The sequence below is a fragment of the Bacillus sp. AP50 genome (genome assembly GCF_040492675.1).
GTDB lineage: Bacteria > Bacillota > Bacilli > Bacillales > Bacillaceae_G > Bacillus_A > Bacillus_A cereus.
Map to the genome: position 1 here is coordinate 50,250 of NZ_JBEUTW010000001.1, position 26,198 is coordinate 76,447.

A 26,198-nucleotide genomic window follows, 5' to 3' on the forward strand; every position below is an offset into this window, starting at 1 on the left:
AAAAACTTTTGTTGACTCCCTTTAATCGAGCTTCTCTCCTTGGAACACACCTGTCCCATCAAGATACGTACGCAAGGCAGCGTACTGATCATTGTGCCAAAACGCTTCTGAATCTACTAGTATCGCCGCATCTTGCCTTGCTGTTTCTAACGCTCGATAATCATGTACCATGTCAGCAACCTTAAATTCTGGTAAGCCACTTTGCTTACTCCCAAAGAAATCTCCAGGACCTCGTAATTCTAAATCTTTTTCTGACAATACAAATCCATCATTTGTTTCAGTCATTATGCGCATTCTTTCTTTCCCTGTTTCTGATTTAGGGTCTGCTATTAATAAACAATATGATTGCTCACTACCACGGCCGACACGCCCTCTAAGCTGATGAAGCTGCGATAAACCGAAACGTTCTGCATCATAAATAACCATTACAGTCGCATTCGGTACGTTCACACCTACTTCAACAACTGTTGTCGATACAAGAATTTGCACTTTATTTTCACTAAACTGTCCCATTATCTCTTCTTTTTCCTGAGACGATAATCTCCCATGCATCAATCCAACTTGGCATTTCCCTTGGTAATGATGCGTCAGCATACTATGTAAGTCGATAGCATTTTGCACATCAAGTTTCTCAGATTCTTCAATTAGAGGACAAATAACGTATGCCTGTCTTCCTTTTTTTATCTCCTTTTCAACAAAACCGAGAACGCGATCTAACATATCATGTTTTGCCCAATATGTTTCAATCACCTTTCTACCTGCTGGCATCTCATCGATTATCGAAACATCCATCTCTCCAAATGCAGTAATTGCAAGCGTACGCGGAATTGGTGTCGCTGTCATAAATAATACATCTGGACTTTCACCTTTCTCCCGTAAAACTCGGCGCTGCGCTACACCAAATCGATGCTGTTCATCTGTAATAACGAGACCCAATCTATGAAATATAACTTCATCTTGAATTAAGGCATGCGTTCCAACAAGAATATCTATTTCTCCTTGTTCTAACTTCGCTAAAATTTCTCGACGTCTCGCACCTTTAACAGAACTTGTTAACAGTTCCACCTTCATACCAAAATGCGAAAACGTTTCAGCAAGCGACTGATAATGTTGCTCAGCTAAAATTTCTGTAGGAACCATTAAAGCACCTTGATAATGAGCTAATTTCGATGCATAAAGGCCAATCGCAGCAACAACTGTTTTCCCAGAACCAACATCACCTTGCAATAGTCGGTTCATCCGATAAGGAGATGTCATATCTTTCAAAATTTCATCTACAACTCGGCGCTGCGCACCCGTTAATGGAAACGGCAGTGCATCGATAAATTCTTGTAATTCTACTGACGGAATCTCTTTCTTCGTCCCTTTTGAATTTTCCCTCTCCATTTTCCGGAGCGTTTGCATTTTCAGCTGAAATAAGAAAAATTCTTCATATACAAAACGGCGACGCGCTTGCTTCAAATCTTCCTGTCCTACCGGAAAATGCAATGCCCTAAGCGCTTCATATCTTGGTAATAATTTATATCGCCCTAACAAACCATCCGGTAACACTTCGACTATAGAATCTCCATATTCCTTTAACGCTTGAGCAATAAAACGACGCATCTGTTTTACTGTAAGTTTCCCCTTTACTGAATAAACAGGTTCCACTTCTTGTTGACGTACAACCGGCCCAAAATGAAGTTCTGATACAGCAATTGTTTGACGATGTTGATCCCATTTACCAGTAATCGTTACCGTTTCATCTAACTTTAATTTTTGCTTATAGTAAGGCCTATTAAAACATACCGCCGTAATTAAATAACGACCGACGAGAACACGAACTGTTAAACGCGATTTCTTCTTACCATAATATTGCAGCAAAGGAGCACTATGAATCTTCCCTTCAACCGTTACACGTTCATCATGCTTTACTTCAGCAAGATCTTTCATCGCATAATCTTCATAACGGTACGGAAAATGTTCTAATAGATGAGAAACTGTATAAATACCCATCTCATGTAGTAACTCAGATGTTTCTCCTCCTATCCCCTTTACATCCGTAACAGGAACTTGTACAACATCATTCAAGATTCTCACACCCCGTCACATTATTTTCTTTATTGCATTTTATTTGAGTACCAATTAGCATCTGTAATCGCTCTCTTTCACCTTATATATTCTATCATAGGCATTCTAAGAGAAACTACTCAAATCCCTTATATAAAACAAGTAAAAAAGAGCCTCACTATTAGCAGCAAGGCTCTTTTCTCTCTTCAATATGCTAGCCTTTTGAATAAAAACTAGTAATAAACTTCATATTACTACTTCTTATCCATTAGCAAGTAAGTAATCCATTTATTTTCAAAACGAATCTTATCTTATTCTACAGAGAAGATGAAAGAATACACTGGTTGGTTTCCAGCATGCACTTCTACTTCTGCATCTTCAAATTTCTCTTCTACAAATTCAACTAACTCCGCTACTTCTTCGTCAGTTGCATCTTCACCTTGTAGAATCGTTACGATTTCAGAATCTTCATCAATAAGCGCTTCTAGTAATTGCTTCGCAGCTCCTACTTTTTCAGCATTTGTAGATACAATTTTCCCATCTGCAATACACATGAAATCATCTTTTTGAATTGCTACACCATCAATTTCCGTATCACGTACAGCATACGTAATTTGACCTGTTTTCACATGAGATAAAGCTTCTTGCATGTTTTCTTCATTCTCTTCTAACGTTCCAACTGGGTTAAATGCTAACATTGCTGCCATACCTTGAGGAACTGTTTTCGAACGAACAACAATAACTTCTTGATCTACAACTGATGCCGCTTGTTCTGCTGCCATTACAATATTTCCGTTATTCGGTAAAATAATGATTTTTTCAGCATTTGCTTCTTCAATTGCCTTCACGATATCCTCCGTACTTGGATTCATCGTTTGACCACCTTCGATAACTTTCGTTGCGCCGATGCTCTCAAATAAAGTTTTAATACCAGACCCCATAGCTACAGTTACGATACCATATGGTTGTTTTTCTTTCGATTGAGCTGGTTGTTCAGGAACCATAGTAGGTTCATCTAATAAAGCAGTATGCTGTTCACGCATATTTTCTACTTTAATCTTAATTAAACTACCGTATTTTTGCCCGTAGTTCATAGCGTCTCCAGGATGTTCTGCATGGATATGAACTTTTACAATTTCATCATCAGACACAACTAGTAGAGAATCACCATATACACTAATATCTTCACGGAATTTTTGTTCAGAGAAATTATGCTCTTTCACCTTTTCAGCCTCTAATTTCACCATGAATTCCGTACAATATCCATACTTAATATCTTCTGTACTCAATTGGCTTTGTACACTACGGTGATGTTCTGCGCGTACCATTTCATTCATAGATGGTTGCGTCGGTGCATCAGAAGAAATCGTTTCTCCTTTTAAGTCAGCTAAAAATCCTTCGTATACCACTACAAGACCTTTACCACCGCTATCTACAACGCCAACTTGTTTTAATACAGGTAATAAATCTGGCGTACGATTTAACGATGCGTTTGCTTCTTTCACAACGTCTTCCATAAACAAAACAAAGTCGCGCTGTTTTTTCGCAACTGTTACTGCATATTTACCCGTTTCTCTTGCAACCGTTAAAATCGTTCCTTCAATCGGTTTCATAACCGCTTTATAAGCCGCCTCTACTCCAGCTTCTAGTGCTGCAGCAAAATCAACTGTTGTTAATTCTTCTTTTTGTTCAATGGATTTAGAGAAACCACGGAACAACTGAGATAAAATAACTCCAGAGTTACCACGAGCTCCCATTAATAATCCTTTGGCTAAACTTACGCCGACTTTACCAGCATGCTGTGAAGGGTTTGCTTTCACTTCACGCGCACCTGAAGTCATAGATAAGTTCATGTTTGTACCGGTATCGCCATCTGGAACTGGAAATACGTTTAATGCATCAACAAGCTGAACATTGTTTGTTAAATTATTCGCTCCTTGCATGATCATTTGTGATAAACGTTTTCCATCAATTTTTTGAATTGACACAGATTTTCCTCCTTAATGCACATTACAAGTTTATTACTTTAACTCCTTGTACGTAGATGTTTACAGAATCTACTGCTAGTCCTACAGTTTGATCTAATGTATATTTCACTTTCGTCTGCACATTATGTGCCACTTCTGAAATTTTCGTACCATAGCTCACAATAATATACATATCAATATGTACTTCATCTTCATCTTTACGAACAATAACACCTCTAGTGAAGTTTTCTTTTCGTAAAATGTCTGTTAATCCATCTTTTAACTGATTTTTTGATGCCATACCTACGATACCGTAGCAATCTACCGCGGCACCTCCAGCAATTGTTGCAATTACATCTGTACTAATATCAATTTGACCGTACTTCGTTTTAATTTCAATTGACATCTCGTTTCCCCCTTCATAAATGGTGAAAGTGAGCTAGACTACTTTAGTTACTATCATATAATCTTTTTAAAGAAAATTCCATCGTTCTTTCTTTTCACTCTCATATTTTATGTTTTAAATTACACTTTTTTATGATGAGCAAAATAGTCCATTGTTATTATACAACATGTACCACTATAATATGTCAAGCAATTTTTATGGATTTCAACTTTTCTTCATTGACATATAGTGTCAAGTAAATTTTCTTGATTTCTTTTTTCTACGGTGTTGCATTCTCTTTTTAGTTGTGTTAAATTATAGTAGTGTTTTTAGCATCGCATAAAAGACTAACATTGAAAAATTACGTATGGTAAGGTATCAAGGGAGGGAAATATAAATGGCTCGTGTTTGTGCTATTACTGGAAGAAAAGCTCGTTCTGGTAACTCTCGTTCTCACGCAATGAACGCTACAAAACGTAAATGGGGCGCTAACCTTCAAAAAGTTCGCGTACGCATCGACGGAAAAGTTCAACGTGTTTACGTTTCTGCTAGAGCATTAAAATCTGGCAAAATCGAACGTGTTTAATAATAAAAAAAAGAGCCGATAGGCTCTTTTTTTACTATAACAATGGAAAAAGCACCGGTGATAGGTGCTTTTTTTAATCTTTTTTGAAGGTATTTAACATTGCACGAACTATTCCACCAAGAAATTTAGGTAACTTAATTGTATAAAATCTCATGGTTTCCCTCCTAATCCCCATTACTCCACTTGGTCACTATATGATGTAAGGAGCAAAATTGTTTCTTCAATCAGTGCTTCTTATCAACATTAATATGCCAGAAGTAAATGAAAAAGTACCTTTTTCCTCAACGAGTTCGTTACTAATACAAAGTGTTGATCCCCACTCTATTGTTTTATTAGTAAGAGGGTACTTAAAACCAAACAATGTAATCCCTTCCACTATTTCAGTAACTGGTACAAAAGATACATAAGGAAAATTTTTATTTTCTTCAATTATATGTGTACCCATTTTTTTAACTGTTATTTCATTTTTATTGTCCACAATACACATTTCTATCTCTACTTCTAACCCTTTTAAAAGCATCTGTATATTTGCCAAACCGTGATCAAGCCTTCCACCAGTAGCACCAAAAATACGAATTAGTGCCGGCTTCTGTTCTAATGCCCAGTTGATTGCAATTTCTAAATCCGTTTGATCTTTTTCCCGCGGAACAATATGTAATTCGTTCGTTTGCTGTCCCATCCATACTAATTCTTCTTCAGTAACTGAATCGTAATCTCCAAACGCAACAGCCGGGGTAATCCCTTTCTTTAATAGACGGTATACTCCCCTATCAACCGCTGCCCACACTACTTCCTCATTCTCGTATCGAGCAAAATCTGCGCAATATTCCGAAGGTCCTCCTGCCAAAATATGAATAATCATTTTTTCTTCTCCTTCCATTGTAAAAAGGCAATCTGCCATTCGGTAGATTGCCTTTTTACATATTTTTATCCTATCCTATAAATGCCTTACTAGGATAAAAGTTCATCACTACCCACGAATTACGCGAATTGCTTCACCGCGGTCTTTTTGATTGTATACTGCTGACCCAGCTACAAGTACATTTGCTCCTGCTTCCACACAAAGTCTTGCTGTTTCAGCATTTACACCACCATCAACTTCAATTTCCACTTCTAGATTGCGCTCTTTCACCATGTCTGCAACTTGTTTAATTTTCGGTAATACAGAATGGATAAACTTCTGTCCACCAAATCCAGGGTTTACTGTCATAAGTAATACCATATCTATATCTTCTAATACATGCTCAATCACTGAAACTGGCGTATGTGGATTTAATACAACGCCCGCTTTAATACCATGAGATTTAATTAACTGAATTGTACGATGTAGATGCGGACACGCCTCTACGTGAACAGTAATAATATCCGCTCCCGCTTGTGCGAAAGTCGGGATATAGTTATCAGGATTTTCAATCATTAAATGTACATCTAATGGTAATGATGTAATCGGACGGATTGCTTCTACAATTAACGGTCCAATCGTAATATTTGGTACGAAATGTCCATCCATTACGTCAACGTGAATGTAATCCGCTCCGCCCTTTTCTACATCTTTAATCTCTTCCCCTAATTTTGAAAAATCTGCTGATAAAATCGATGGTGCAATTTTAATCATAACTAATACCTCGGCTTTCTCTCTCTAATTTCTTCTACGAATTGTTTATAGTTCTTATAGCGATATTCTGTAATCTTCCCTTCTTCAACCGCAGCTTTCACCGCACATTTCGGTTCAGAAAGATGTGTACACCCTCTAAATTTACAGTATTGGCTCGCTTCTTTCAACTCTGGAAAACAATATGTAAGATCTTCTACTTCTATATCAATGAAATCTAGTGAACTAAAACCCGGTGTATCTGCTACTAGTCCACTCCCAATTGCAATTAATTCTACGTGTCTTGTCGTATGCTTCCCGCGTCCTAAATGGGAAGAAATATCATTTGTTTTCAGCTCTAATTCTGGACGTAGCACATTAAGCATTGAAGATTTCCCAACACCAGATTGGCCCGCAACGACAGAAACACAATTTTCTAAGTATGGTTTTAATATATCAATACTTTCTGAAGTATTAATAGAAGTAAATAAAACATCATAACCCATCTCACGATAATCATTCGCATAAGCTTCAACAGTTGCTTTCATCTTTTCATCTACTAAATCCATCTTGCTAATACAAATAATTGGCTTAATGTTATGATATTCAATCAGCACTAAAAATCGATCTAACAGTCCAGGATTAAAATCTGGTTCTACTGCAGAGAACACAAGGATCGCTTGATCGACATTAGCAATAGGAGGTCTAACAAGTTCATTTTTTCGATCAAACACTTCAAGCACATAACCTTCAGTTGGATTATCTGCCTGAAAAACAACTTGGTCTCCTACAAGTGGTGTAATTTTATTTTTTCTAAATACACCTCGCCCACGACATTGCGTAACCCCTTCTTCATGCTGCACGTAATAAAACCCACTTAAAGCTTTTATAATTTTTCCTTCTGGCATAGAATTCTCCTTTTTTGTATAAGGTGATGCTGAATTTAAAAATGAATGGATTTAAATTTTCCAAATAACGATTTCAAAACCTACCATATATACTTTCGCTAATATACATTGAATTTCCCATTAAATGCAAAAAAATATTTACAGCTGCATCACTTTACTAGCTTTTTGAATCATATATTTTTGCCTGCTATACCGTCCACTTTGTAGACAGCATAACAGGCAATAATAATAAGTAGACTTTCACTATTATTGAGTTGGATATGGTACTTCTTTATCAATAATCGTTACTCCATCCCGTACAATTTTATAGTGTCCCTTTGAACCTTCTTGAATTACAAATTCTAAAGAAATAGTCGCTGATTCAGTAATTGTTCTCGTTTCAACCGGTCTATCCATTTTTTGCTGCATGTCTTCTTTATAAATTTCTATTGTTTGCGGCTTTTTTTCACCTGTTACAGCAGGCTCATATGGGATAGAGATATTGTCCACTTTTACCGTTTTAGTCACTTTAGGCTTTTGACCATCAGAGATAATAATAGTTACTTTATCTCCCTCTTTTAATGGTGTACCTGGTTTTGGAAATTGCGAAATTACAAGTCCTTTTTCGACTGTATCTGAATACTCTCGTTTTATATCTGACGTTAGTTTTCTCTCATTCAAATAACCAGTTACACTATTTTCAGTCCACCCCGAAAAGTCACCTGGTCTAATTTGATAAGGCCCTTTACTTACCCAGATTTTCAGTTCTTGCTCCGCTTCTATAACCATCTGATCAGGCGTCGGAATTTGTTCTACAATTTCACCTTTCGGCTTATCATTTTCAATATAATTTACCGTAACTTGTTTATATTTTTCTTCTAACTCAGCTTTTACACTCTCAAAGTTTTGACCTGTGAAATTTGCCATCTTACTTTTCTTTTTTCCACCTGATTGATAGATAGTAATTTTAGCGTTTTCTTTTACGACTCTTCCTGCTACAGGGTCCGTTTTTATTACATCCCCAACTTCAACATCATCTGTATATACAATATTAGGCTCCGTCACCTCAAAGCCCTTTTCTACTAATGTATTTACAGCTGTCGTGTATTTCATACCAGCCACATCAGGAACTTTCACATCTTTCGGAATAAATAATCCTGGAATAACCGTAAGTGCTAATGTTATTCCTATTGCTAAAAATAAAAATGTTGAAATTAAAACTTTAAGCCACTTGTTACTCCGTTTTTTCTTCTTATCTAACTCAGCTGCTTCTGCTCTTATCGGTTCTTCTACCTTACTCCCTTTTAAAACAATCGTTTCATCACTTACATTTTCAAATAATTGTTCTTGTTGAATAATCGGAATCGCTTTCGTCGCTTCCATATCTTCCGGTATGTAAAATGGTTGCTCATTTATCCTCTCTGGATATAGCGCAGTTTCAATATCTCGCTTCATCGCATTGGCAGATTGATATCGGTGAAACGGATCTTTTGCAGTTGCCTTTAATATAATATTTTCAACACTTTGCGGAATATTTTCATTCCATCTTTTTGGTGATGGGATTTCACTTTGTAAATGTTTTAAAGCTATAGCAACAGCAGATTCGCCAGAAAACGGTTGTCTTCCTGTTAACAATTCAAACATAACTATTCCAAGAGAATAAATATCCGATTGTTTATTTGCTATCCCGCCACGTGCCTGTTCTGGTGATAAATAATGGACTGAACCGAGCACTGAATTTGTATGTGTAATTGTTGTTGCACTTGTAGCTGTCGCAATTCCAAAATCTGTTACTTTTATTATTCCATCAGCTCGAATTAAAATATTGTGCGGCTTTATATCACGATGCACAATTTCAAAATGATGGGCATGTGCCATAGCGGATGTTAACTGCTCCATAATATCAAGAGCTTCTCCTATAGGTAACATCCCTCGCTCAATTATGTATTGCTTCAATGTTTGCCCTGGTACATATTCCATGACAAGATAGTATATACCATCTTCTTCTCCGACATCATACATATTCACAATATTTGGATGCGACAACGTTGTAACAGACTGCGCTTCTCGATGGAAACGTTTAATAAACTCTTCGTTATTTGAGTAGTCGAGTCTTAATATTTTTACCGCTACATCTCGGCCAAGTATATCATCATGAGCTAAATATACATTGGCCATTCCGCCACCACCAATCATTTTCAGCAGCTTATAACGGTCATTTAAGCGTTTTCCAATCAGCACGTTGCACTTCACCTACTTTCGTTTGTCGAACCCGCATAATCAATAAGAACAAGTGTGATATTATCTTCTCCACCGCGATCATTTGCCAATTGAATGAGACACTGCCCTTTACCTTCAAGCTGTTCATTTAACTGTAAAATTTGTCGCATATCATCAATAGAAACTTTGTTTGATAACCCATCAGAGCAAAGAAGTAATTGATCATCTTCCTCAATCACCAACGTTTTAACATCTAACCCAACTTTTTCTTCTGTTCCTAATGCTCTTAATAACACATTCTTTTTCGGATGATACTCTGCGTCTTCCTTTGAAATTTCACCATGTTTCACAAGCTCATTTACAAGTGAATGATCTTCCGTTACTAGCGTCATTTCTCCTTCTGATACCATATAGCAACGACTATCTCCTATATGCCCTATTGTCACAAAGCTTGGTGTACAAACAGCTATTATAAGCGTTGTTCCCATACCATTACATTCTGCATTTTGCTGAGCGTATTCATATATACGCTCATTAATAATCCCAACACTAGTATGTAACCATTGTTCTACTTTTTTCGGCTCATTCATATTATGTGTTTGCTTCCAATAATCATGGAATAATTGAATGGCCATCGAGCTAGCTACATCACCAGCTCGATGACCTCCCATTCCATCTGCTACTACCGCTAATACATTTCCATCTAAATTGTGAAAAACTCCTGCACTATCTTCATTATGTTGACGAACTTTTCCTTTATCCGATAGAAATACGGCTTTCATCTCGTCACCTCGTCTCTTCTTTGCGCTCCTTCGCACGCAACTGACCGCAGGCTGCATCAATATCATGACCTTGTTCACGGCGAATCGTTACATTCACTCCACGATCTTTTAACGTTTTCTCGAACAAGAAAATTTGTTCACGTGGCGTACGTACATAATCACGTTCAGGTACGTAGTTTACCGGAATCAAGTTCACATGACATTTTACACCTTTTAAGAGCGCAGCAAGCTCTTCAGCATGCTCTACTTGGTCATTTTCTCCTCCAAATAATCCATATTCAAAAGTAATACGACGCCCTGTTCTATTTACATAGTATTTAATAGCTTCCATTAAATCTGGTAATTTATAAGCACGGTTAATCGGCATTAATTTTGAACGTAATTCTGAGTTTGGAGCATGCAATGAAATCGCAAAATTAATTTGTAGATCTTCTTCAGCAAACTTATAAATTTTCGGGATAATTCCACTCGTCGAAACAGTCATATGTCTCGCACCAATATGAAGTCCTTTTTCATGGTTAATGATGCGTAAGAATCCCATTAAATTATCATAGTTATCAAATGGTTCTCCAATCCCCATAACAACAAGAGAACTTACACGTTCTTCCGTTTCATCAAGCGCACGCTGAACTTCTACTACTTGCGCTACGATTTCTCCAGCTTCTAGGTTTCGCTTTAATCCACCAAGTGTCGAAGCACAGAACGTACACCCAATACGACAACCCACTTGCGTTGTTACACAAATGGAATTTCCATATTCGTGTCGCATTAATACCGTTTCAATAGAATATCCGTCATATAATTGGAATAAGAATTTAATTGTTCCATCCGAAGACGTTTGTTTTACTAACGTGTTTAAAGTAGTAATATCAAAGGAATTCGACAATTTATCACGCAATCCTTTAGAAAGGTTTGACATATCCTCATAATTTTTTACACGTTTTTTATATAACCAATCAAAAATTTGTCCAGCACGGAACTTCGGTTCTCCTTGTTCCTTTAACCAATCTTGCATTTCATGAAGTTGTAAAGAGTAAATTGATGGTTTCTTCGTTTCTAAATTTTTCTTTTGTTTTCTTACAGTCGTTTCCATGATGCTACACCTTCTTCCTTAAACAAGCAATATAAAAGCCATCCGTCGCAAAATAATGCGGTAAAATTTGTACTTGACCTTCATCAATATACGGAGTTAATTTTTCTGGCATACGCTCTTTAAGCGTAGTATCCCATTCAAATTCAGGATGTTCTTGTAAAAATTTCTCTATTACTTGTTCATTTTCTATTTTCTCAATTGTGCACGTACTATAAACAAGACGACCGCCTTGTTTTAATAATGGTGCTATTTTTTCTAGTATTGCAATTTGAATCGTCGATAATCTTTCACTATCGCCTTTATCTTTTCCTAACTTAATATCAGGCTTACGTCTAATTACACCAAATCCAGAACACGGTGCATCTACCAATATTTTATCAAACGTTTCATTTGCAAAGTGCTCTTGCACTTTTCTAGCATCTAGCGCTTTAGTTTCGACATTTTCTAGACCAAGTCGCTCTGCTTGCTGTTTAATTAAACGTACTTTGTGTGCATGTAAATCAAGGGACATGACCTTACCAGTTCCCTTTAATCGTTCCGCGATATGCGTTGTTTTTCCGCCTGGAGCAGCACAACTATCAAGAACTGCATCTCCCGTATTCGGTTCTAAAGCGCGTGCTACAAGCATAGAACTTTCATCTTGAATAGAAAGAAATCCTTTTTTAAACGCTTCTGTATGCGCTACATTTCCTCTTTCAATCTGAATTGCATCATCTGATAAGTCACCACTTTTTGCTTCTATACCTTCACTTGCCAACAACTCAATCGCTTCTTCTACCGTTACCTTATCAACATTCACACGCGCTGTTGGTACAGGGGGTAACATGTTTACTTCGCACATTTTTTCTGCAGTTTCTAAACCGTATTCTGAAGTCCACTCTTGGACAAGCCAAACTGGATGACTTGTTGTAATTGCAAGACGTTCTACTGGATCCTTGATTTCATCTACAGAAGGTACACCTTCTCTCTGAATCGAACGTAATACACCGTTCACCATACCAGCAATTCCTTTATGCCCGCGACGCTTTGCAATCTCAACCGCTTCATGAATAGCCGCTCTTTCTGGCACTCGGTCTAAATAAATCATTTGATATAAAGATAAGCGAAGCAATACTCTTACCCACGCCTCAACCTTCTTTTTTAAAAAAGGCTGTAAATAATAATCTAATGTGTCACGACGTTGAATCGTTCCATATACAATTTCAGTTAATAAACCAATATCTTTTCTATCAATTGCACTTTTTTCAATTAGATTATTTAAAAGTAAGTTGCTATATGCACCACTTTTTTCCACTTGAATTAAACCATCAAGAGCTAATTCACGAACATTTTGTCTCATGCATTTTCTCCTAACTTCGTTCCAATTTCAGGTTTTGTTCCACGTAAAAATTGTGAACAACTCATACGCTTTTTACCAGATGGTTGCAATTCAGTAATTTTAACACCTGTTTCATTACTCGTTGCTACAACAAAACCATCTTCTTCGATTGCAACAATCGTACCTGCTTCAGCCGGTTCAGTTATAGGCACTTTTTCTCCCCACCATACTTTAACAACTTGTCCCGCTAAAGTTGTATAAGCAACTGGCCATGGATTCAATCCGCGAATGTGATTGTATACTTCTTCACCTGTTTTTGTCCAATCAATTTTCTCTTGCTCACGTTTTATATTGTACGCAAACGTTACTTCTTCTTCGTTTTGTTTAATCGGTTCTAACTTACCTTGGATTAATAAAGGTACTGTTTTAGATAGAAGGTGTGCTCCTGCTTCACTTAATTTATCAAATAATGAGCCTGTCGTTTCACGCTCTTCAATTTCAACTTCCACTTGCGTTAAGATATCACCAGCATCCAATTTTTCTACCATATACATAATTGTAATACCTGTTTTTTCTTTACCTTCCATAATTGCATAATGAATTGGTGCACCACCACGAAGTTCAGGAAGTAAAGAAGCGTGAACATTAATACATCCATACTTCGGTGCTTCTAAAATTTCATTTGGTACAATCTGCCCAAATGCAGCTGTTACAATTAAATCTGGCTCTAATGCCAATACTTTTTCATATTCATCTTTTTCACGAATTTTTAACGGCTGTAACACAGGGATACCATGTTTTTCCGCTTCAACTTTAACAGGTGTAGGTGTTAATACTTTTTTTCTACCTACTGGACGATCAGGTTGCGTCACAACACCTACTACCTCATAGCCATCTTCAATAAGACGACGAAGCACCGGCACTGAAAAGTCCGGTGTTCCCATAAACACTACTTTTATCATTTAAAAACCGCTCCTTTTAACACCTATTCTAGTTCGTTTTCTTCATAATATCTTGTCACTTTCGATGTAAATAAAACACCGTGTAAATGATCAATTTCATGTTGAATTGCACGCGCTAAAAATCCTTCCGCTTCTAATAAGAATACTTTCCCACGGCGATTTTGCGCTCTTACTTTAATATAATCGGCACGTTCTACTTCACCATAAAGTCCCGGGAAGCTTAAACAGCCTTCGGGACCTACTTGTTCACCACGTTTTTCTAATATTGATGGATTGATTAACTCGATTTTCCCAGTATCATCATCGACATCAACAACCGCTACTTGCAAGCTTACACCTACTTGAGGCGCAGCTAAACCGACTCCGTCCGCAATTAACATTGTTTCATGCATATCTTTCAACAATTTCACTAACTTTTTATCAAAGTTAATTACTCTTTCGCATGGTGTTTCTAACACTTCATTTGGATGCTTTATTATTTCTAAAACTGCCATATTTCCCTCCGCTACATTAACATTGTTGGATTAAAATCAATTGAGATTTGTAGCTCTTTTTGCATTTCTGCTTGATAATGTTCATTTACCATTTTGAGCACGTTCTTTAAGTTTGGTTCCCGTTTGTATTTTATCATGCATTGATAACGATATCTATCTTTTATCCTTGGAATCGCTGAAGCAACTGGTCCTAGCACCATTGTTTGCTGTGAGCAATGCGTTCGTAAATACGAGGCAATTTTTTCCGTCACTTGTACCGCTTTTAATAATTCAGGATGAGATACAGTTACGAGTACAACATAGTAATATGGGGGATATTGTCTTGTTCGTCTCATTTGCATTTCTTGGTCAAAAAACACATCATATTGTTGGTTCTTCGCTAACTCTATACTGTAATGTTCTGGCGTATACGTTTGAATCACAACTTCCCCTGGCAATTCATGTCTACCCGCTCGTCCACTTACTTGCGTCAATAGCTGATATGTCTTTTCACTCGCCCGAAAATCAGGTAAGTGAAGCATCGTATCTGCAGTTAACACCCCAACGAGCGTTACTTTCGGAAAATCTAATCCTTTAGCAATCATTTGTGTTCCGAGTAATATATCTGCTTTTTCTTCCCCGAACGCCTTTAATAATTTTTCATGCATTCCTTTTCGACTTGTCGTATCTACATCCATTCGAATGACTCGTGCCTCTGGAAATAGTTTTGTAATTTCTTCTTCTACCTTTTGTGTACCTGTACCAAAGAAACGAATGTATGTACTTTGACAAGCTGGACACTCAGTTGGCATATTCTCTTCGTAACTACAATAATGACATTTTAAACGATGATTCATTTTATGATATGTCAATGAAATATCACAATGCGGACATTGAACAACATACCCACAATCACGGCACATAACAAATGTAGAATGACCTCTTCTATTTAAAAAGAGTACCATTTGTTCTTTCTTTTCTAATCGATCTGCTATTTTTTCATGCAGCGCCTTAGAAAACATTGATCGATTCCCGTCACGAAGTTCTTCTCGCATGTCAACAATCTCTACCGTTGGTAAAGCTTGTTCATTCATACGTTTTTCCATTGTTAATAGTTCATAAACACCTTTTTTCGCCCTTGCAAACGATTCAAGTGTTGGTGTCGCACTACCAAGAACGATAGGACATTTATGATATTGTCCTCTCCAGACAGCTACATCTCTTGCATGATACCTCGGATTATCTTCTTGTTTGTAACTTGATTCATGCTCTTCATCAATAATAATAATCCCTAAATTCTCAAAAGGCGCAAAAACAGCTGAACGCGCACCAACTACAACTTTCACTTCTTTTCTTAAAATCTTACGCCACTCGTCATACTTTTCTCCAACAGACAACGCACTATGAAGAACTGCAACTTGTGAGCCAAACCTACCTTTAAAACGATCCACCATTTGGGGCGTTAGTGCAATTTCAGGAACAAGAACGATAGCTTCTTTTCCTTTCTTGAGCACTGCTGCTATAGATTGTAAATATACTTCTGTCTTTCCACTTCCTGTAACACCATATAGTAAAAATGGATTATAAGTTTCATTTGTAATTGATGATAAAATTGGTGTAATAACTTGTTTTTGTTCCTCCGTAAGCGGAAATGGTTTTGTTTGTTCAAAATCATCATCGTCATACGGATTTCGGTATACTTCCACATACTTTTCTGAAATGAATCCCTTTTTAACAAGTGCTTTTATTGGAGCATCTGTTATTTGTAACTCTTCTGTAATTACTTTCAACGGTGCACTTTTATAATTTTCCACAAAATAATAAAGTACATCTTGTTGTTTTTTACTTTTCAGTTCAAATGCCGCTAATTCCAATTTATCTTCTGGCAACTCCGGCTGAACCACTCTTTGCTTCTTCTTTTGTACTTTATCTTTCACTTGATAAACGACTTCAACCGTACCATTTTTAATTTCTTGTTGAATAGTTCGGTATAAATGTGGCTGTTGCTCGATTACTTCAAAATCAATTGCTTCTTTATCCTGAAATAAATATAGTATTTCAGGTGCTATTTCTTCCTGTTTACAAAGTTGTAGACGTTTTTTATACGTTGCTTTTATCGCAGTTGGAAGCATCACTTGAAAAGCTGAAATCATGTAGCATAACGTTTCACTTGTAAGCCAATATCCAAGCTTTAATAATTCATCATTTAAAACCGGTGTTACATCTAATATTTCATGGATTGTCTTTAACTTCTTACTTTCTACATCCACCGAATCTTTAATCCCAATAATAAAACCTTGCAATTTTCTTGGGCCAAACGGAACTACTACACGCATTCCTGTCTGTACAATATCTTCCCATTTTTTAGGGATAATGTAATCAAATGGTCGATCTGTCTGACGGGCAGGTACATCAACAATTACACTTGCAAATTTCATAAACGATCATCTTCTAACATCATTTCAATTTGCTTCAATATTTCACGAGCTACCTCTTTTTTCATTAAAATTGGCAACTCAATAACTTTTCCATCTTTTCTATACATTGTTACAATATTCGTATCCGTGCCAAATCCAGCTCCTTGCGCTTTTACATCATTCGCGACAATCATATCTGCATTTTTCTCACGTAGTTTTTTCGTTGCATATTCCTCTACATTTGTCGTTTCAGCAGCAAAACCGATAAGTAACTGTTTATCCTTTTTCTGACCTAACGTTTTTAAAATATCCACCGTTCTTTCAAGTTCAATGACAGCATCACCATTTTGCTTTTTCATTTTATTCTCATGAACATATTTCGGACGATAATCTGCAACTGCTGCTGTTTTAATGACAACGTCTACGTTTTGATAATGTTGAAGAACCGCTTCTAACATATCTTGTGCAGATTCCACTTGCACTGTCGTTACATGTAACGGTGGATTTAATGCTGTCGGTCCTGAAACGAGTATAACATCAGCGCCTAAATTCGCTGCCACTTCCGCAATCGCATACCCCATTTTTCCAGAAGAAAAATTTGTCATAAAGCGAACTGGATCAACCTTTTCACGTGTTGGGCCAGCAGTTATTAATATTCTTTTTCCCTGCAATGGTTTGTGTTCTGAGAAAGCTTCCTCTAACCGTGCAATAATTGCTTCAGGTTCTTCTAGTCGTCCCTTCGCTACATATCCACATGCTAAAAAGCCTTCCCCAGGCTCAATAAATGTATATCCTAGCGTTTTCAATGTCATCATATTTTTTTGAACTATTTTATTTTCATACATATGCACATTCATAGCAGGCGCAATCCATACCGGAGCTGTAGTAGCTAACAAAGTAGTTGTAATCATATCATCTGCAATACCACCAGCTAACTTTCCAATACAATTGGCAGTAGCAGGTGCGACAAGTACAACATCCGCCCAATCTGCTAAATCAATATGAGCAATAACAGCTGAGTCTTTCTCATCAAATGTATCCGTATATACATCATGGCGAGAAAGCGCTTGGAATGTAAGAGGCGTAACAAACTTCATTGCCGACTCACTCATCATTACTTTTACAATCGCGCCAGATTGTGTCAATTTACTCGTTAACGCAGCTGCTTTAAAAACCGCAATGCCTCCTGTTACACATAGAAGTATCTTTTTCCCTTTTAGCATATGACTCGTCCTCTTTCTTTTTCAAACTTATAATACTGAAATAGAATTCTCAGCTCGTCAGTACCAATATTTCATTCCTTTCGTAAAAAAATAACAACCTACTTGTAAATAGGTTGTTACCGTTACATAGAAAATTATAAAGTCTATGTTTTATTTTGTCGAAGGCAAAGGCTTATTCAGCTACTTTATCTTCACTTGGTACGTAGCTTAATGCTTCTGCATCGATTTCTTCTAATGCTTTACCTACACATTTATGAGAAACAGGTTTTTCTACAACACAGTTATTAGCAAGTTGCATTTCACGCGCGCGTTTTGCAGCTACTGTTACTAATGTGTACTTAGAATCGATTTTTTGTAGTAATGAGTCAATTGATGGATTTAACATAATTATAGACCCTCCGTCATTTCTTTATAATATTTTGCTACCCTTTCGCGGCGGCAATGTTCGCCAACCACAATTGCTTTAATTCTATCACAAGCTAATTCAACTTGATCGTTTTCTACTACATAGTCGTAAGCGTCCATCATCTCGATTTCTTCTTTCGCTACAGTTAAACGATTTTCAATAACATCTTCAGTCTCTGTACCACGTCCGACAATACGGCTCTTTAGTTCAGATAAACTTGGAGGTGCTAAGAAAATAAATACACCTTCTGGGAAAGCTTTCTTAACTTGAATTGCTCCTTGCACTTCAATTTCTAAGAATACATCTTTTCCTTCTTGTAATGTTTTTTCAACATAGTCAATCGGTGTTCCGTAATAATTACCTACGAACTCAGCCCACTCAAGTAATTTTTCATTACGAATCATTTCCTCGAATTCTTCTCTTTCTTTAAAGAAATAATCCACACCATCTACTTCACCTTCACGCGGCTTACGTGTCGTTACTGAAATAGAGTACTGAAAACGTGTATCCTCATGGCTAAACAGCTCTTTACGAACCGTCCCTTTTCCAACCCCAGAAGGCCCTGAAAGAACGATGAGCAATCCTCTTCTACTTCTCATAAATATGTAAAACCTACCCTTCCTCACTTAAATCTTCTTTATTATTCAAACGATGTGCAATCGTCTCTGGTTGAATTGGACTTAATACAACATGCCCATCATCCATAACAATAACCGCCCTTGTTTTTCTCCCATACGTAGCATCAAGCAAAGCATTATGTTCGCGTGCTTCCTGTACTGTTCGTTTAATAGGAGCTGACTCCGGACTTACAATAGCAATAATTCGATGAGCAGATACAATATTTCCGTATCCAATATTTAAAAACCGCATGGCCATAGTTTGCGCCTCCTAGTAAGTCTATCCGATTTCTCCACCACGTATAACTTTATATATTTTTTGAAAGCTACTCAATATTTTGTACTTGTTCACGAATTTTTTCAAGGTTATTTTTCATTTCTACAACATATTTTGAAATTGTTAAGTCATTTGCCTTAGAACCAATCGTATTAATTTCTCTATGCATCTCTTGCACGATGAAATCCATTTTCCTTCCAACAGGCTCTTCAATCTGCAATGTTTCACGAAATTGCTCTAAATGACTTTGCAAACGAACTAACTCTTCATGAATATCACAACGCTCTGCAAAGATTGCGACTTCTGTTAGCAATCTTTGTTCATCTAGATCTTGATTATGTAATTCTTTTAAGCGATTTTCTAATCGTTCACGATATTTTTGTGTAACAATTGGTGCATGTGGAATAATTGTATTTACACAATTGCTAATCTCTTGTAAACGATACGCTATATCTTTATGTAATCGTTCTCCTTCGCCATCTCTCATCGTTTTCAACATATGAGCAGCTTGACGAACAGCCTCATATAAACTGTTCTCAAAATGTTCATTTACATTTTCTATTTCTTCAATTGCTGTTACTTCTGGCATTGCCATTAATTGCTGAAGTGTAATAGAATCTTGTAATTGAAATTTCCCTTTTATATCTTCCATCATCGATTGGTACTGCTCAAGAAGTGACCAATTCACACTTAATTTTCTTTCAACAAGTCCTTCACCCGCTATACTAATAGACACTTCAATGCGTCCACGTCGAACTTGCTGTGCAATTATTTTACGAATTTTGTCCTCAAATACCATCATTTGCTTAGGAAGTCGAATACTCATCTCTAAAAAACGGTGGTTCACCGATTTCATTTCTACTGTAATTTGAAAAGTATCACTTTCTACTTTCGATCTTCCAAACCCTGTCATACTAGAAATCATTTTTATCACATCCAAGCCATAAAATAACTCAATGAAAAAGGTAATAGAGACAAGGCTCTACTACCTTCTGTAAATTATATCACATTTTCATAACATTGACTATTTCAAGTTTAATCCCTTCTTATATAATATCGGCTTTTTCTTCTTAGCCTTTTTCCCTGTTAATAAAGAACCTACTAGTAAGAAAGTCGGAATTGATGACAAACCTCCAATTAATAACCAATCTCTTGCTTGTATCGGCATTGTGCTAAAGATTGGTTGTAACGGTGGATAATATATAACCACTAGCATGAGTAGTAACGAAATAATAACCGCCCCTACTAAATACACGTTCCCAAATGGATTACGGTGAAAGACAGAATGCTCACTACGACAATCAAATACATGAATAAGCTGAGCAAGTACCAACGTCGCGAACGCTACAGTTTGTGCATATTTCAGTTCATTTGGATGTTGGTTATACGCAATAATAAACGCCACTAACGTCACTGCTCCAATTAAAAACCCTCGACTTATTATTTTCCACGCAAGCCCTCTAGCGAATACCCCTTCTTTCGGGTGACGCGGTGTTCTCTTCATCACATCTCCTTCAGCCTTATCCAAACCTAATGCCATCGCTGGTAAACCATCAGTAACTAAGTTCACCCATAAAATTTGAATAGGAACCATCGGCAGTGGTAATGCAAGTAACATCGCAAATAACATAACTAAAATTTCTCCAACATTTGACGCCAATAAGTAGCGAATGAACTTACGTATGTTCTCATATATATTTCTTCCTTCTTTAATTGCTGATTTAATTGTAGCAAAATTATCGTCTAGTAAAACAAGTGAAGAGGCTTCTTTCGCAACATCTGTCCCTGTAATTCCCATCGCTATCCCAATATCCGCTGTTTTTATCGCTGGAGCATCGTTCACTCCATCACCTGTCATCGCTACTATATGTCCTTGATTTTGCAGTGCCTTAACAATTTTCAATTTATGCTCAGGTGATACACGAGCGAATACATACGTATCTTCTACAACATTTTCTAATTCCTCCACATCCATATTCGCGAGTTCTACTCCTTCAACAACGCGTCCATCTGGTGGTAAAACTCCTAATTGTTCAGCAATCGCCATTGCTGTCACTTTATGATCACCTGTAATCATTACTGTTCGAATACCAGCTTCTTTACACTCTTTTACCGCCTGCGCCACTTCTGGCCTTGGCGGGTCAATCATACCTTGTATTCCAACCAACATAAAATCTTTTTCAACGTCTCTTTCATGTTCAATAGAATCCGTGACTTTTAAAGGTTTAAACGCAACTGCAATTGTTCGAAGCGCTTGACTACCTAAGCTATGAATAGCCGCCTGTACTTCTTTTCTATATAGCTCACTTAACGGCTGCTGCTTATCCCCCCATAAGATTGTTTGACTCAGTTGCAAAAGAACATCCGGTGCTCCTTTCGTAACAATAAACTTTTTCCCCTCTCGATCTCGTACAATAACACTCATCATTTTTCGAGTTGAATCAAAGGGGAATTCACGAATAATTTCAAATTTCCCTTTTAATGCCTCACGTGTTATCCCAGCTTTCATTGCTGCAGCTACAAGCGCTCCCTCTGTCGGATCTCCATCTAATACGTACGCCTTTTTCTTTTGAATAATATTTGCATTGTTACATAGTGAACCAAATGTAAGTAGCTGATAAAGTGATTTTGTCTTAGCTGGATTCACTTCTTTTTCACCTTTCATAAAAGAGCCATTAGGTTCATATCCTTGCCCTGTCACTTTCCACAATTCTCCGCCTGACCACATATGTGTTACCATCATTTTGTTTTGCGTCATTGTTCCCGTTTTATCAGAGCATATAACAGAAGCGCAGCCTAACGTTTCTACGGCCGGTAACTTCCTTACAATTGCTCTCTTTTTTATCATACGCTGTACACCAAGTGATAAAGCTACTGTAACAATTGCTGGCAATCCTTCTGGAATAGCCGCAACAGCTAGCGATACGCCAGCTAAAAACATATGATATACTTCATTCCCTTGATACACACCAGCCAATACAACGAGCGCTGTCAAAATAAGAGCTACAATAATTAATATTTTTCCGAGCTGTTCTAACCTTCTTTGCAGTGGCGTTTCCATTTGCTCTGCATTTTGCAACATATTTGCAATTTGCCCCATCGCTGTATTCATACCAGTTGCTACAACAACTCCTGTACCAGATCCTCGCGTAATCATTGTCCCCATAAAAGCCATATTTTTTTGATCCCCAATTGCAACATCTTGCCCTTGCAATGCTTCTACCTTCTTTTGTACAGGTACGGACTCCCCTGTCAAAGCAGACTCTTCAATATATAAACTTGATGCCTCAACAAGACGCACATCAGCCCCAATACGATCACCACTGGAAAACTTAATAATATCCCCTAAAACAAGTGCTTTAGATGGTGCTTTTACCCACTTTCCATTCCGCATTACAGTAACTTGCGGAGCGGCTAGTTCCTTTAAAGCTTCCAATGATTTTTCAGCTTTTCTTTCTTGAAAAAAGCCGAGAATACCATTGATAATAACAATGGCAACAATAGCAATAGAATCAATGTATTCACCTAAAAACGCAGAAACAATTGTTGCTCCAAACAAAACGAGTACCATGAAATCTTTAAACTGTGCTAAAAATACCATTAGTGCAGAAGGCCTTTTTGCTTCTTCTAATTCATTAGTACCAAATTTCTTTACTCGCCCTTCTGCTTCTTTCTCTGTAAGTCCAACCTTTACATTCGTATTCGTTCTTTCTTCCACTTCATGTGCTCGCATTCCATACCAGTTCATCCTGCTATCGACCTCCTGATTCCAGACATACTCTATTGAAAGCTTATTCAGCCTCGTCCAAAAAAATGCTATAATTAACATTTAGTTAGAAAGGAGTGTTCATTTATGGCATTCGATGGATTATTTACAAGAGCGATTACACATGAAATTGAAAATTCTCTTTACACAGGAAGAATTTCCAAAATATATCAACCTTCAAAATACGAGATTTTATTACATATTCGAGCGAATGGAAAGAACCAAAAACTAATTCTTTCATCTCATCCTACATATGCGCGTATGCACTTAACGAATCAAAACTACGATTCGCCAGCAATACCGCCGATGTTCTGTATGCTTCTTCGCAAACATTTAGAAGGTGGATTTATTGAAAAAATTGAACAAATCGACTTAGAACGCATTATTCAAATTACAGTTCGCAGTCGTAATGAAATCGGAGACGAATCATTAAAAACATTAGTAATTGAAATAATGGGACGACATAGTAACATTATCTTATTAGATACGAAAACAAACGTGATTTTAGATAGCTTAAAACACGTTTCATTAGCCGTAAACCGTCACCGAACTGTATATGCTGGTGCTGAGTACGTCGCGCCACCAGCCCAACATAAAATCAATCCTCTGCAAATTGAAACCGCAGATGATTTTATTAGACCGCTAGACTTTCTATCTGGAAATATGGATAAACAACTCGTCGGTGCTTTCATGGGAATATCCCCATTATTTGCAAAAGAAGTAGTAAAGAAAGCCGGTATGGCAAACGAGAAAGCATTATCAGAAGCATTTTTCTCTATACAAACACCATTACTATCTCATGCATATACACCTACAATGATTACTGCAAATGGAAAAGAATTCTTTTATCTTTTCCCTCTTACACACTTGCAAGGAGAAGAAAAAACATTCTCATCAGTGAGCGAATTGTTAGATCGTTTCTTCTTTGGCAAAGCAGAACGTGATCGTGTAAAACAACAAGCTCATGATTTAGAACGCTTTATGCAAAACGAAAAAAATAAAAACGAGAAAAAACTCATTAAACTCGAAAAAACACTGCAAGATGCTGGAAAAGCAGATAAATATCAACTATTTGGAGAGCTACTTACAGCCAATATGTACGCTTTAAAAAAGGGCGATAAAGATATTGAGGTCGTTAATTATTACGATGAGAATGGTGGAACTGTAAAAATTACATTAGATCCTTTAAAAACACCATCTGAAAATGCACAACGCTATTTCCAAAAGTATCAAAAAGCAAAAAATTCAGTTGTTGTTGTAGAAGAACAAATCGAAAAAACAAATGAAGAAATTCTTTATTTTGATAGCTTACTTCAACAAATGGAAGCTGCTTCTTCAAAAGATATTGAAGAAATTCGTGAGGAATTAGCTGAAGAAGGTTATGTGCGCAATCGCAAAACGAAAAACGCAAAGAAAAAGCCTACTAAACCAGTATTAGATAAATATGTAGCAAGTGATGGCACAGAGATTTTCGTTGGTAAAAACAATAAACAAAATGATTATTTAACAACGAAGTTTGCCCGCCGTGATGAAATTTGGTTACATACGAAAGACATACCTGGCTCTCACGTTGTCATTCGTTCTTTAGAACCTGCTGAAGAAACTTTACTAGAAGCTGCCAAAATTGCTGCCTATTACAGTAAAGCGAAAGAGTCTAGCTCTGTACCTGTTGATTTCACCAAAATACGCCATGTCAAAAAACCGAGTGGTGCAAAACTTGGTTTTGTTACGTACGACAATCAGCAAACCGTATATGTAACACCAGATGCTGATATTGTAATGAAATTAAAAGCGTAAATAAAAAATGCGTTGCTTATAAGCAACGCATTTTTTTATATTCGTTCACACTAATTCATATACCCATTTACTAATTCATAACACCTTGCTTTTGTCATCTTATATTTCTCTTCTGAGGCTTCGATACGCCTCATCGTTCCGTTATTTGTATCAGTACCAATTGCTTTAACTTTACTTTCTTTTTCTTTAACCCACGCAATTTGTTTCGTTTTTAACGACTGGAACGCATCAGCTGACATCGTACTTTTTAATGTACTGTAAATTTCATTTAGTTTATTATCCCACAGTTCATAATTTCCTTCTATTTCATTTACTATATCATTGGTTGACATAGCATTCGTATGTTTTTCTTGTTTATCTATAGCAGCTAATTCGCTTAAAACATTTGCTCTATCTATCTTTGAAGAAGATTCTTTTTGCGATTGTTTCTCGTCTTTTGAACCTGTATACGCACTGGAATCCTTTCTCTGTACTTGTTCTGTTTCTTGAATATTTCTTTCTTTCGTTACTTTTTCATACCTATTTTCATCTACATTGTATGAAATAAGAGATGTTTTCGCATTTACAGTAATTAATCCGTTACTATCTTTGAATATATATTTCTTATCGCCACTATTTTCTTCACTTACAAATGACACATTCTTATCGTCTGGCATTTGTAAAATTCTATTTGCTTCTTCTTTTGTAAGTTTTAAATCTTCAGGAAAAACGAATGACCATTTATCCATTAACCATTCCCCTTCTTTATACACCAAATGAAATTCCCATTCTTGGGCCGCATGACCTATTTCATCTTCTAAACTTAATGTATGTACCGTTAAATTTTCTTTATCTTGTGAAGAAGAAAATCTTATTTCAGATTGAAAATAATTTGGGAATGGTAACATATCAGTCTCTCTCGATCTATTAAAGTTATTAAGCAATTCAGGAAGCTGATTCTCTACAAACTTTTTTGAAACTAATCCCTTAACTCCTTTTTTAACTGTCTCTAAATCCCCAGGATTATTTCGGCTCCATCCATTTTCTTTTTCCATCTCACTAAACGCGTTTGCTATTCCATCTACACTCTTTCTTACAATCTTTTTTGCTTCTTTTTCTGTCACTTCTGGCGCTTCATCAAGCTGGTCAATCATTTTATTCACTTGAACTTTGTTTTCACTTGTTTCACACCCCGTTATAACAAGCATACTAGCGGCCAAACAAAATGACATTACTTTACTTAATTTCTTCATACATTCACATTCCTTAACCCAATTTTTTCGTTACATCTCTTTACCTACAAAAAACGTAACAATCCCTTATTATACCAATTTTTTAATTTATTTATAAAAAAAATATAATATTTAAATTAAAAAGATTTTGTTTGCAAGTTTACATTATTG

General features: G+C 36.7%; 23 protein-coding genes. 2 read left to right on the top strand and 21 right to left on the bottom strand.

Features of this window, described 5'->3' with window-relative positions:
• Positions 1-21: 21 nt before the first annotated feature.
• The 3 genes from recG to ABWK52_RS00255 all read right to left on the bottom strand — a co-directional run bounded on the left by recG (position 22) and on the right by ABWK52_RS00255 (position 4,422).
• Positions 22-2,070, bottom strand: coding sequence for an ATP-dependent DNA helicase RecG (gene recG / locus ABWK52_RS00245; protein WP_001000813.1), 2,049 nt, complete (start codon positions 2,068-2,070; stop codon positions 22-24).
• 290 nt (positions 2,071-2,360) lie between these two features.
• A complete protein-coding gene (locus ABWK52_RS00250) occupies positions 2,361-4,037 on the bottom strand; it encodes a DAK2 domain-containing protein (protein WP_000027129.1) in 1,677 nt (558 codons plus the stop codon).
• 22 nt (positions 4,038-4,059) lie between these two features.
• Entirely contained in the window at positions 4,060-4,422 is a 363-nt protein-coding gene (locus ABWK52_RS00255) for an Asp23/Gls24 family envelope stress response protein (protein ID WP_000021109.1), read from the bottom strand.
• Between the two features lie 376 nt (positions 4,423-4,798).
• Between ABWK52_RS00255 and rpmB the strand changes: the two genes are divergently transcribed.
• Entirely contained in the window at positions 4,799-4,987 is a 189-nt protein-coding gene (gene rpmB, locus ABWK52_RS00260) for a 50S ribosomal protein L28 (RefSeq protein WP_000124776.1), read from the top strand.
• Between the two features lie 73 nt (positions 4,988-5,060).
• On the opposite strand, the gene spoVM is transcribed toward rpmB, so the two are convergent.
• From spoVM to ABWK52_RS00345, 17 genes are all read right to left on the bottom strand, one after another.
• Positions 5,061-5,141 carry a stage V sporulation protein SpoVM gene (gene spoVM / locus ABWK52_RS00265; RefSeq protein WP_001213599.1) on the bottom strand — a complete coding sequence of 27 codons (81 nt, stop codon included), beginning with the start codon at positions 5,139-5,141 and terminating at the stop codon, positions 5,061-5,063.
• 66 nt (positions 5,142-5,207) lie between these two features.
• On the bottom strand, positions 5,208-5,888 hold the full coding sequence (locus ABWK52_RS00270; protein ID WP_000752663.1) for a thiamine diphosphokinase: 681 nt from the start codon (positions 5,886-5,888) through the stop codon (positions 5,208-5,210).
• Between the two features lie 69 nt (positions 5,889-5,957).
• The gene (rpe, locus tag ABWK52_RS00275; RefSeq protein ID WP_000589974.1) at positions 5,958-6,602 is read right to left on the bottom strand and encodes a ribulose-phosphate 3-epimerase; all 645 of its coding nucleotides are present in this window, start codon (positions 6,600-6,602) and stop codon (positions 5,958-5,960) included.
• A 2-nt stretch (positions 6,603-6,604) separates the two neighbouring features.
• On the bottom strand, positions 6,605-7,486 hold the full coding sequence (gene rsgA / locus ABWK52_RS00280; RefSeq protein ID WP_001113932.1) for a ribosome small subunit-dependent GTPase A: 882 nt from the start codon (positions 7,484-7,486) through the stop codon (positions 6,605-6,607).
• Between the two features lie 246 nt (positions 7,487-7,732).
• Positions 7,733-9,706 carry a Stk1 family PASTA domain-containing Ser/Thr kinase gene (gene pknB, locus ABWK52_RS00285; RefSeq protein WP_000904748.1) on the bottom strand — a complete coding sequence of 658 codons (1,974 nt, stop codon included), beginning with the start codon at positions 9,704-9,706 and terminating at the stop codon, positions 7,733-7,735.
• An 8-nt stretch (positions 9,707-9,714) separates the two neighbouring features.
• Positions 9,715-10,467 carry a Stp1/IreP family PP2C-type Ser/Thr phosphatase gene (locus ABWK52_RS00290; protein ID WP_000648703.1) on the bottom strand — a complete coding sequence of 251 codons (753 nt, stop codon included), beginning with the start codon at positions 10,465-10,467 and terminating at the stop codon, positions 9,715-9,717.
• A 4-nt stretch (positions 10,468-10,471) separates the two neighbouring features.
• Positions 10,472-11,560: a 23S rRNA (adenine(2503)-C(2))-methyltransferase RlmN gene (rlmN, locus tag ABWK52_RS00295; protein ID WP_000450541.1), complete on the bottom strand. Its 1,089-nt coding sequence runs from the start codon at positions 11,558-11,560 to the stop codon at positions 10,472-10,474.
• 4 nt (positions 11,561-11,564) lie between these two features.
• Entirely contained in the window at positions 11,565-12,899 is a 1,335-nt protein-coding gene (gene rsmB, locus ABWK52_RS00300) for a 16S rRNA (cytosine(967)-C(5))-methyltransferase RsmB (RefSeq protein WP_001249668.1), read from the bottom strand.
• Complete coding sequence (gene fmt / locus ABWK52_RS00305) at positions 12,896-13,840, bottom strand: methionyl-tRNA formyltransferase (RefSeq protein WP_000598804.1); 945 nt, start codon at positions 13,838-13,840, stop codon at positions 12,896-12,898. The genes rsmB and fmt overlap by 4 nt, the downstream gene beginning before the upstream one ends.
• A gap of 23 nt (positions 13,841-13,863) precedes the next feature.
• Positions 13,864-14,334, bottom strand: a complete 471-nt coding sequence (gene def, locus ABWK52_RS00310) for a peptide deformylase (protein WP_000279455.1) — start codon at positions 14,332-14,334, stop codon at positions 13,864-13,866.
• Positions 14,335-14,345: 11 nt separating this feature from the next.
• The gene (priA, locus tag ABWK52_RS00315) at positions 14,346-16,751 is read right to left on the bottom strand and encodes a primosomal protein N' (protein WP_000666715.1); all 2,406 of its coding nucleotides are present in this window, start codon (positions 16,749-16,751) and stop codon (positions 14,346-14,348) included.
• Positions 16,748-17,953 carry a bifunctional phosphopantothenoylcysteine decarboxylase/phosphopantothenate--cysteine ligase CoaBC gene (coaBC, locus tag ABWK52_RS00320; RefSeq protein WP_000911749.1) on the bottom strand — a complete coding sequence of 402 codons (1,206 nt, stop codon included), beginning with the start codon at positions 17,951-17,953 and terminating at the stop codon, positions 16,748-16,750. Before coaBC ends, priA begins: the two co-directional genes overlap by 4 nt.
• A 172-nt stretch (positions 17,954-18,125) precedes the next feature.
• On the bottom strand, positions 18,126-18,338 hold the full coding sequence (gene rpoZ, locus ABWK52_RS00325) for a DNA-directed RNA polymerase subunit omega (protein WP_000933960.1): 213 nt from the start codon (positions 18,336-18,338) through the stop codon (positions 18,126-18,128).
• 2 nt (positions 18,339-18,340) lie between these two features.
• Positions 18,341-18,958 (bottom strand): guanylate kinase, encoded by a 618-nt coding sequence (gmk, locus tag ABWK52_RS00330; RefSeq protein ID WP_001257741.1) that lies wholly within the window; start codon positions 18,956-18,958, stop codon positions 18,341-18,343.
• A 13-nt stretch (positions 18,959-18,971) separates the two neighbouring features.
• Positions 18,972-19,235, bottom strand: coding sequence for an extracellular matrix/biofilm regulator RemA (gene remA / locus ABWK52_RS00335; RefSeq protein ID WP_001251456.1), 264 nt, complete (start codon positions 19,233-19,235; stop codon positions 18,972-18,974).
• A 67-nt stretch (positions 19,236-19,302) separates the two neighbouring features.
• Entirely contained in the window at positions 19,303-20,178 is an 876-nt protein-coding gene (locus ABWK52_RS00340) for a YicC/YloC family endoribonuclease (protein WP_098508277.1), read from the bottom strand.
• A 99-nt stretch (positions 20,179-20,277) separates the two neighbouring features.
• Positions 20,278-23,001: a calcium-translocating P-type ATPase, SERCA-type gene (locus ABWK52_RS00345; protein WP_001104775.1), complete on the bottom strand. Its 2,724-nt coding sequence runs from the start codon at positions 22,999-23,001 to the stop codon at positions 20,278-20,280.
• 105 nt (positions 23,002-23,106) lie between these two features.
• On the opposite strand from ABWK52_RS00345, the gene ABWK52_RS00350 reads away from it, so the two are divergent.
• Entirely contained in the window at positions 23,107-24,816 is a 1,710-nt protein-coding gene (locus tag ABWK52_RS00350) for an Rqc2 family fibronectin-binding protein (protein ID WP_000863279.1), read from the top strand.
• 50 nt (positions 24,817-24,866) lie between these two features.
• Here the strand turns inward: ABWK52_RS00350 and ABWK52_RS00355 are convergent, their stop codons facing one another.
• Positions 24,867-26,048: a lysozyme inhibitor LprI family protein gene (locus ABWK52_RS00355; RefSeq protein ID WP_000736527.1), complete on the bottom strand. Its 1,182-nt coding sequence runs from the start codon at positions 26,046-26,048 to the stop codon at positions 24,867-24,869.
• Between the last annotated feature and the right edge of the window lie 150 nt (positions 26,049-26,198).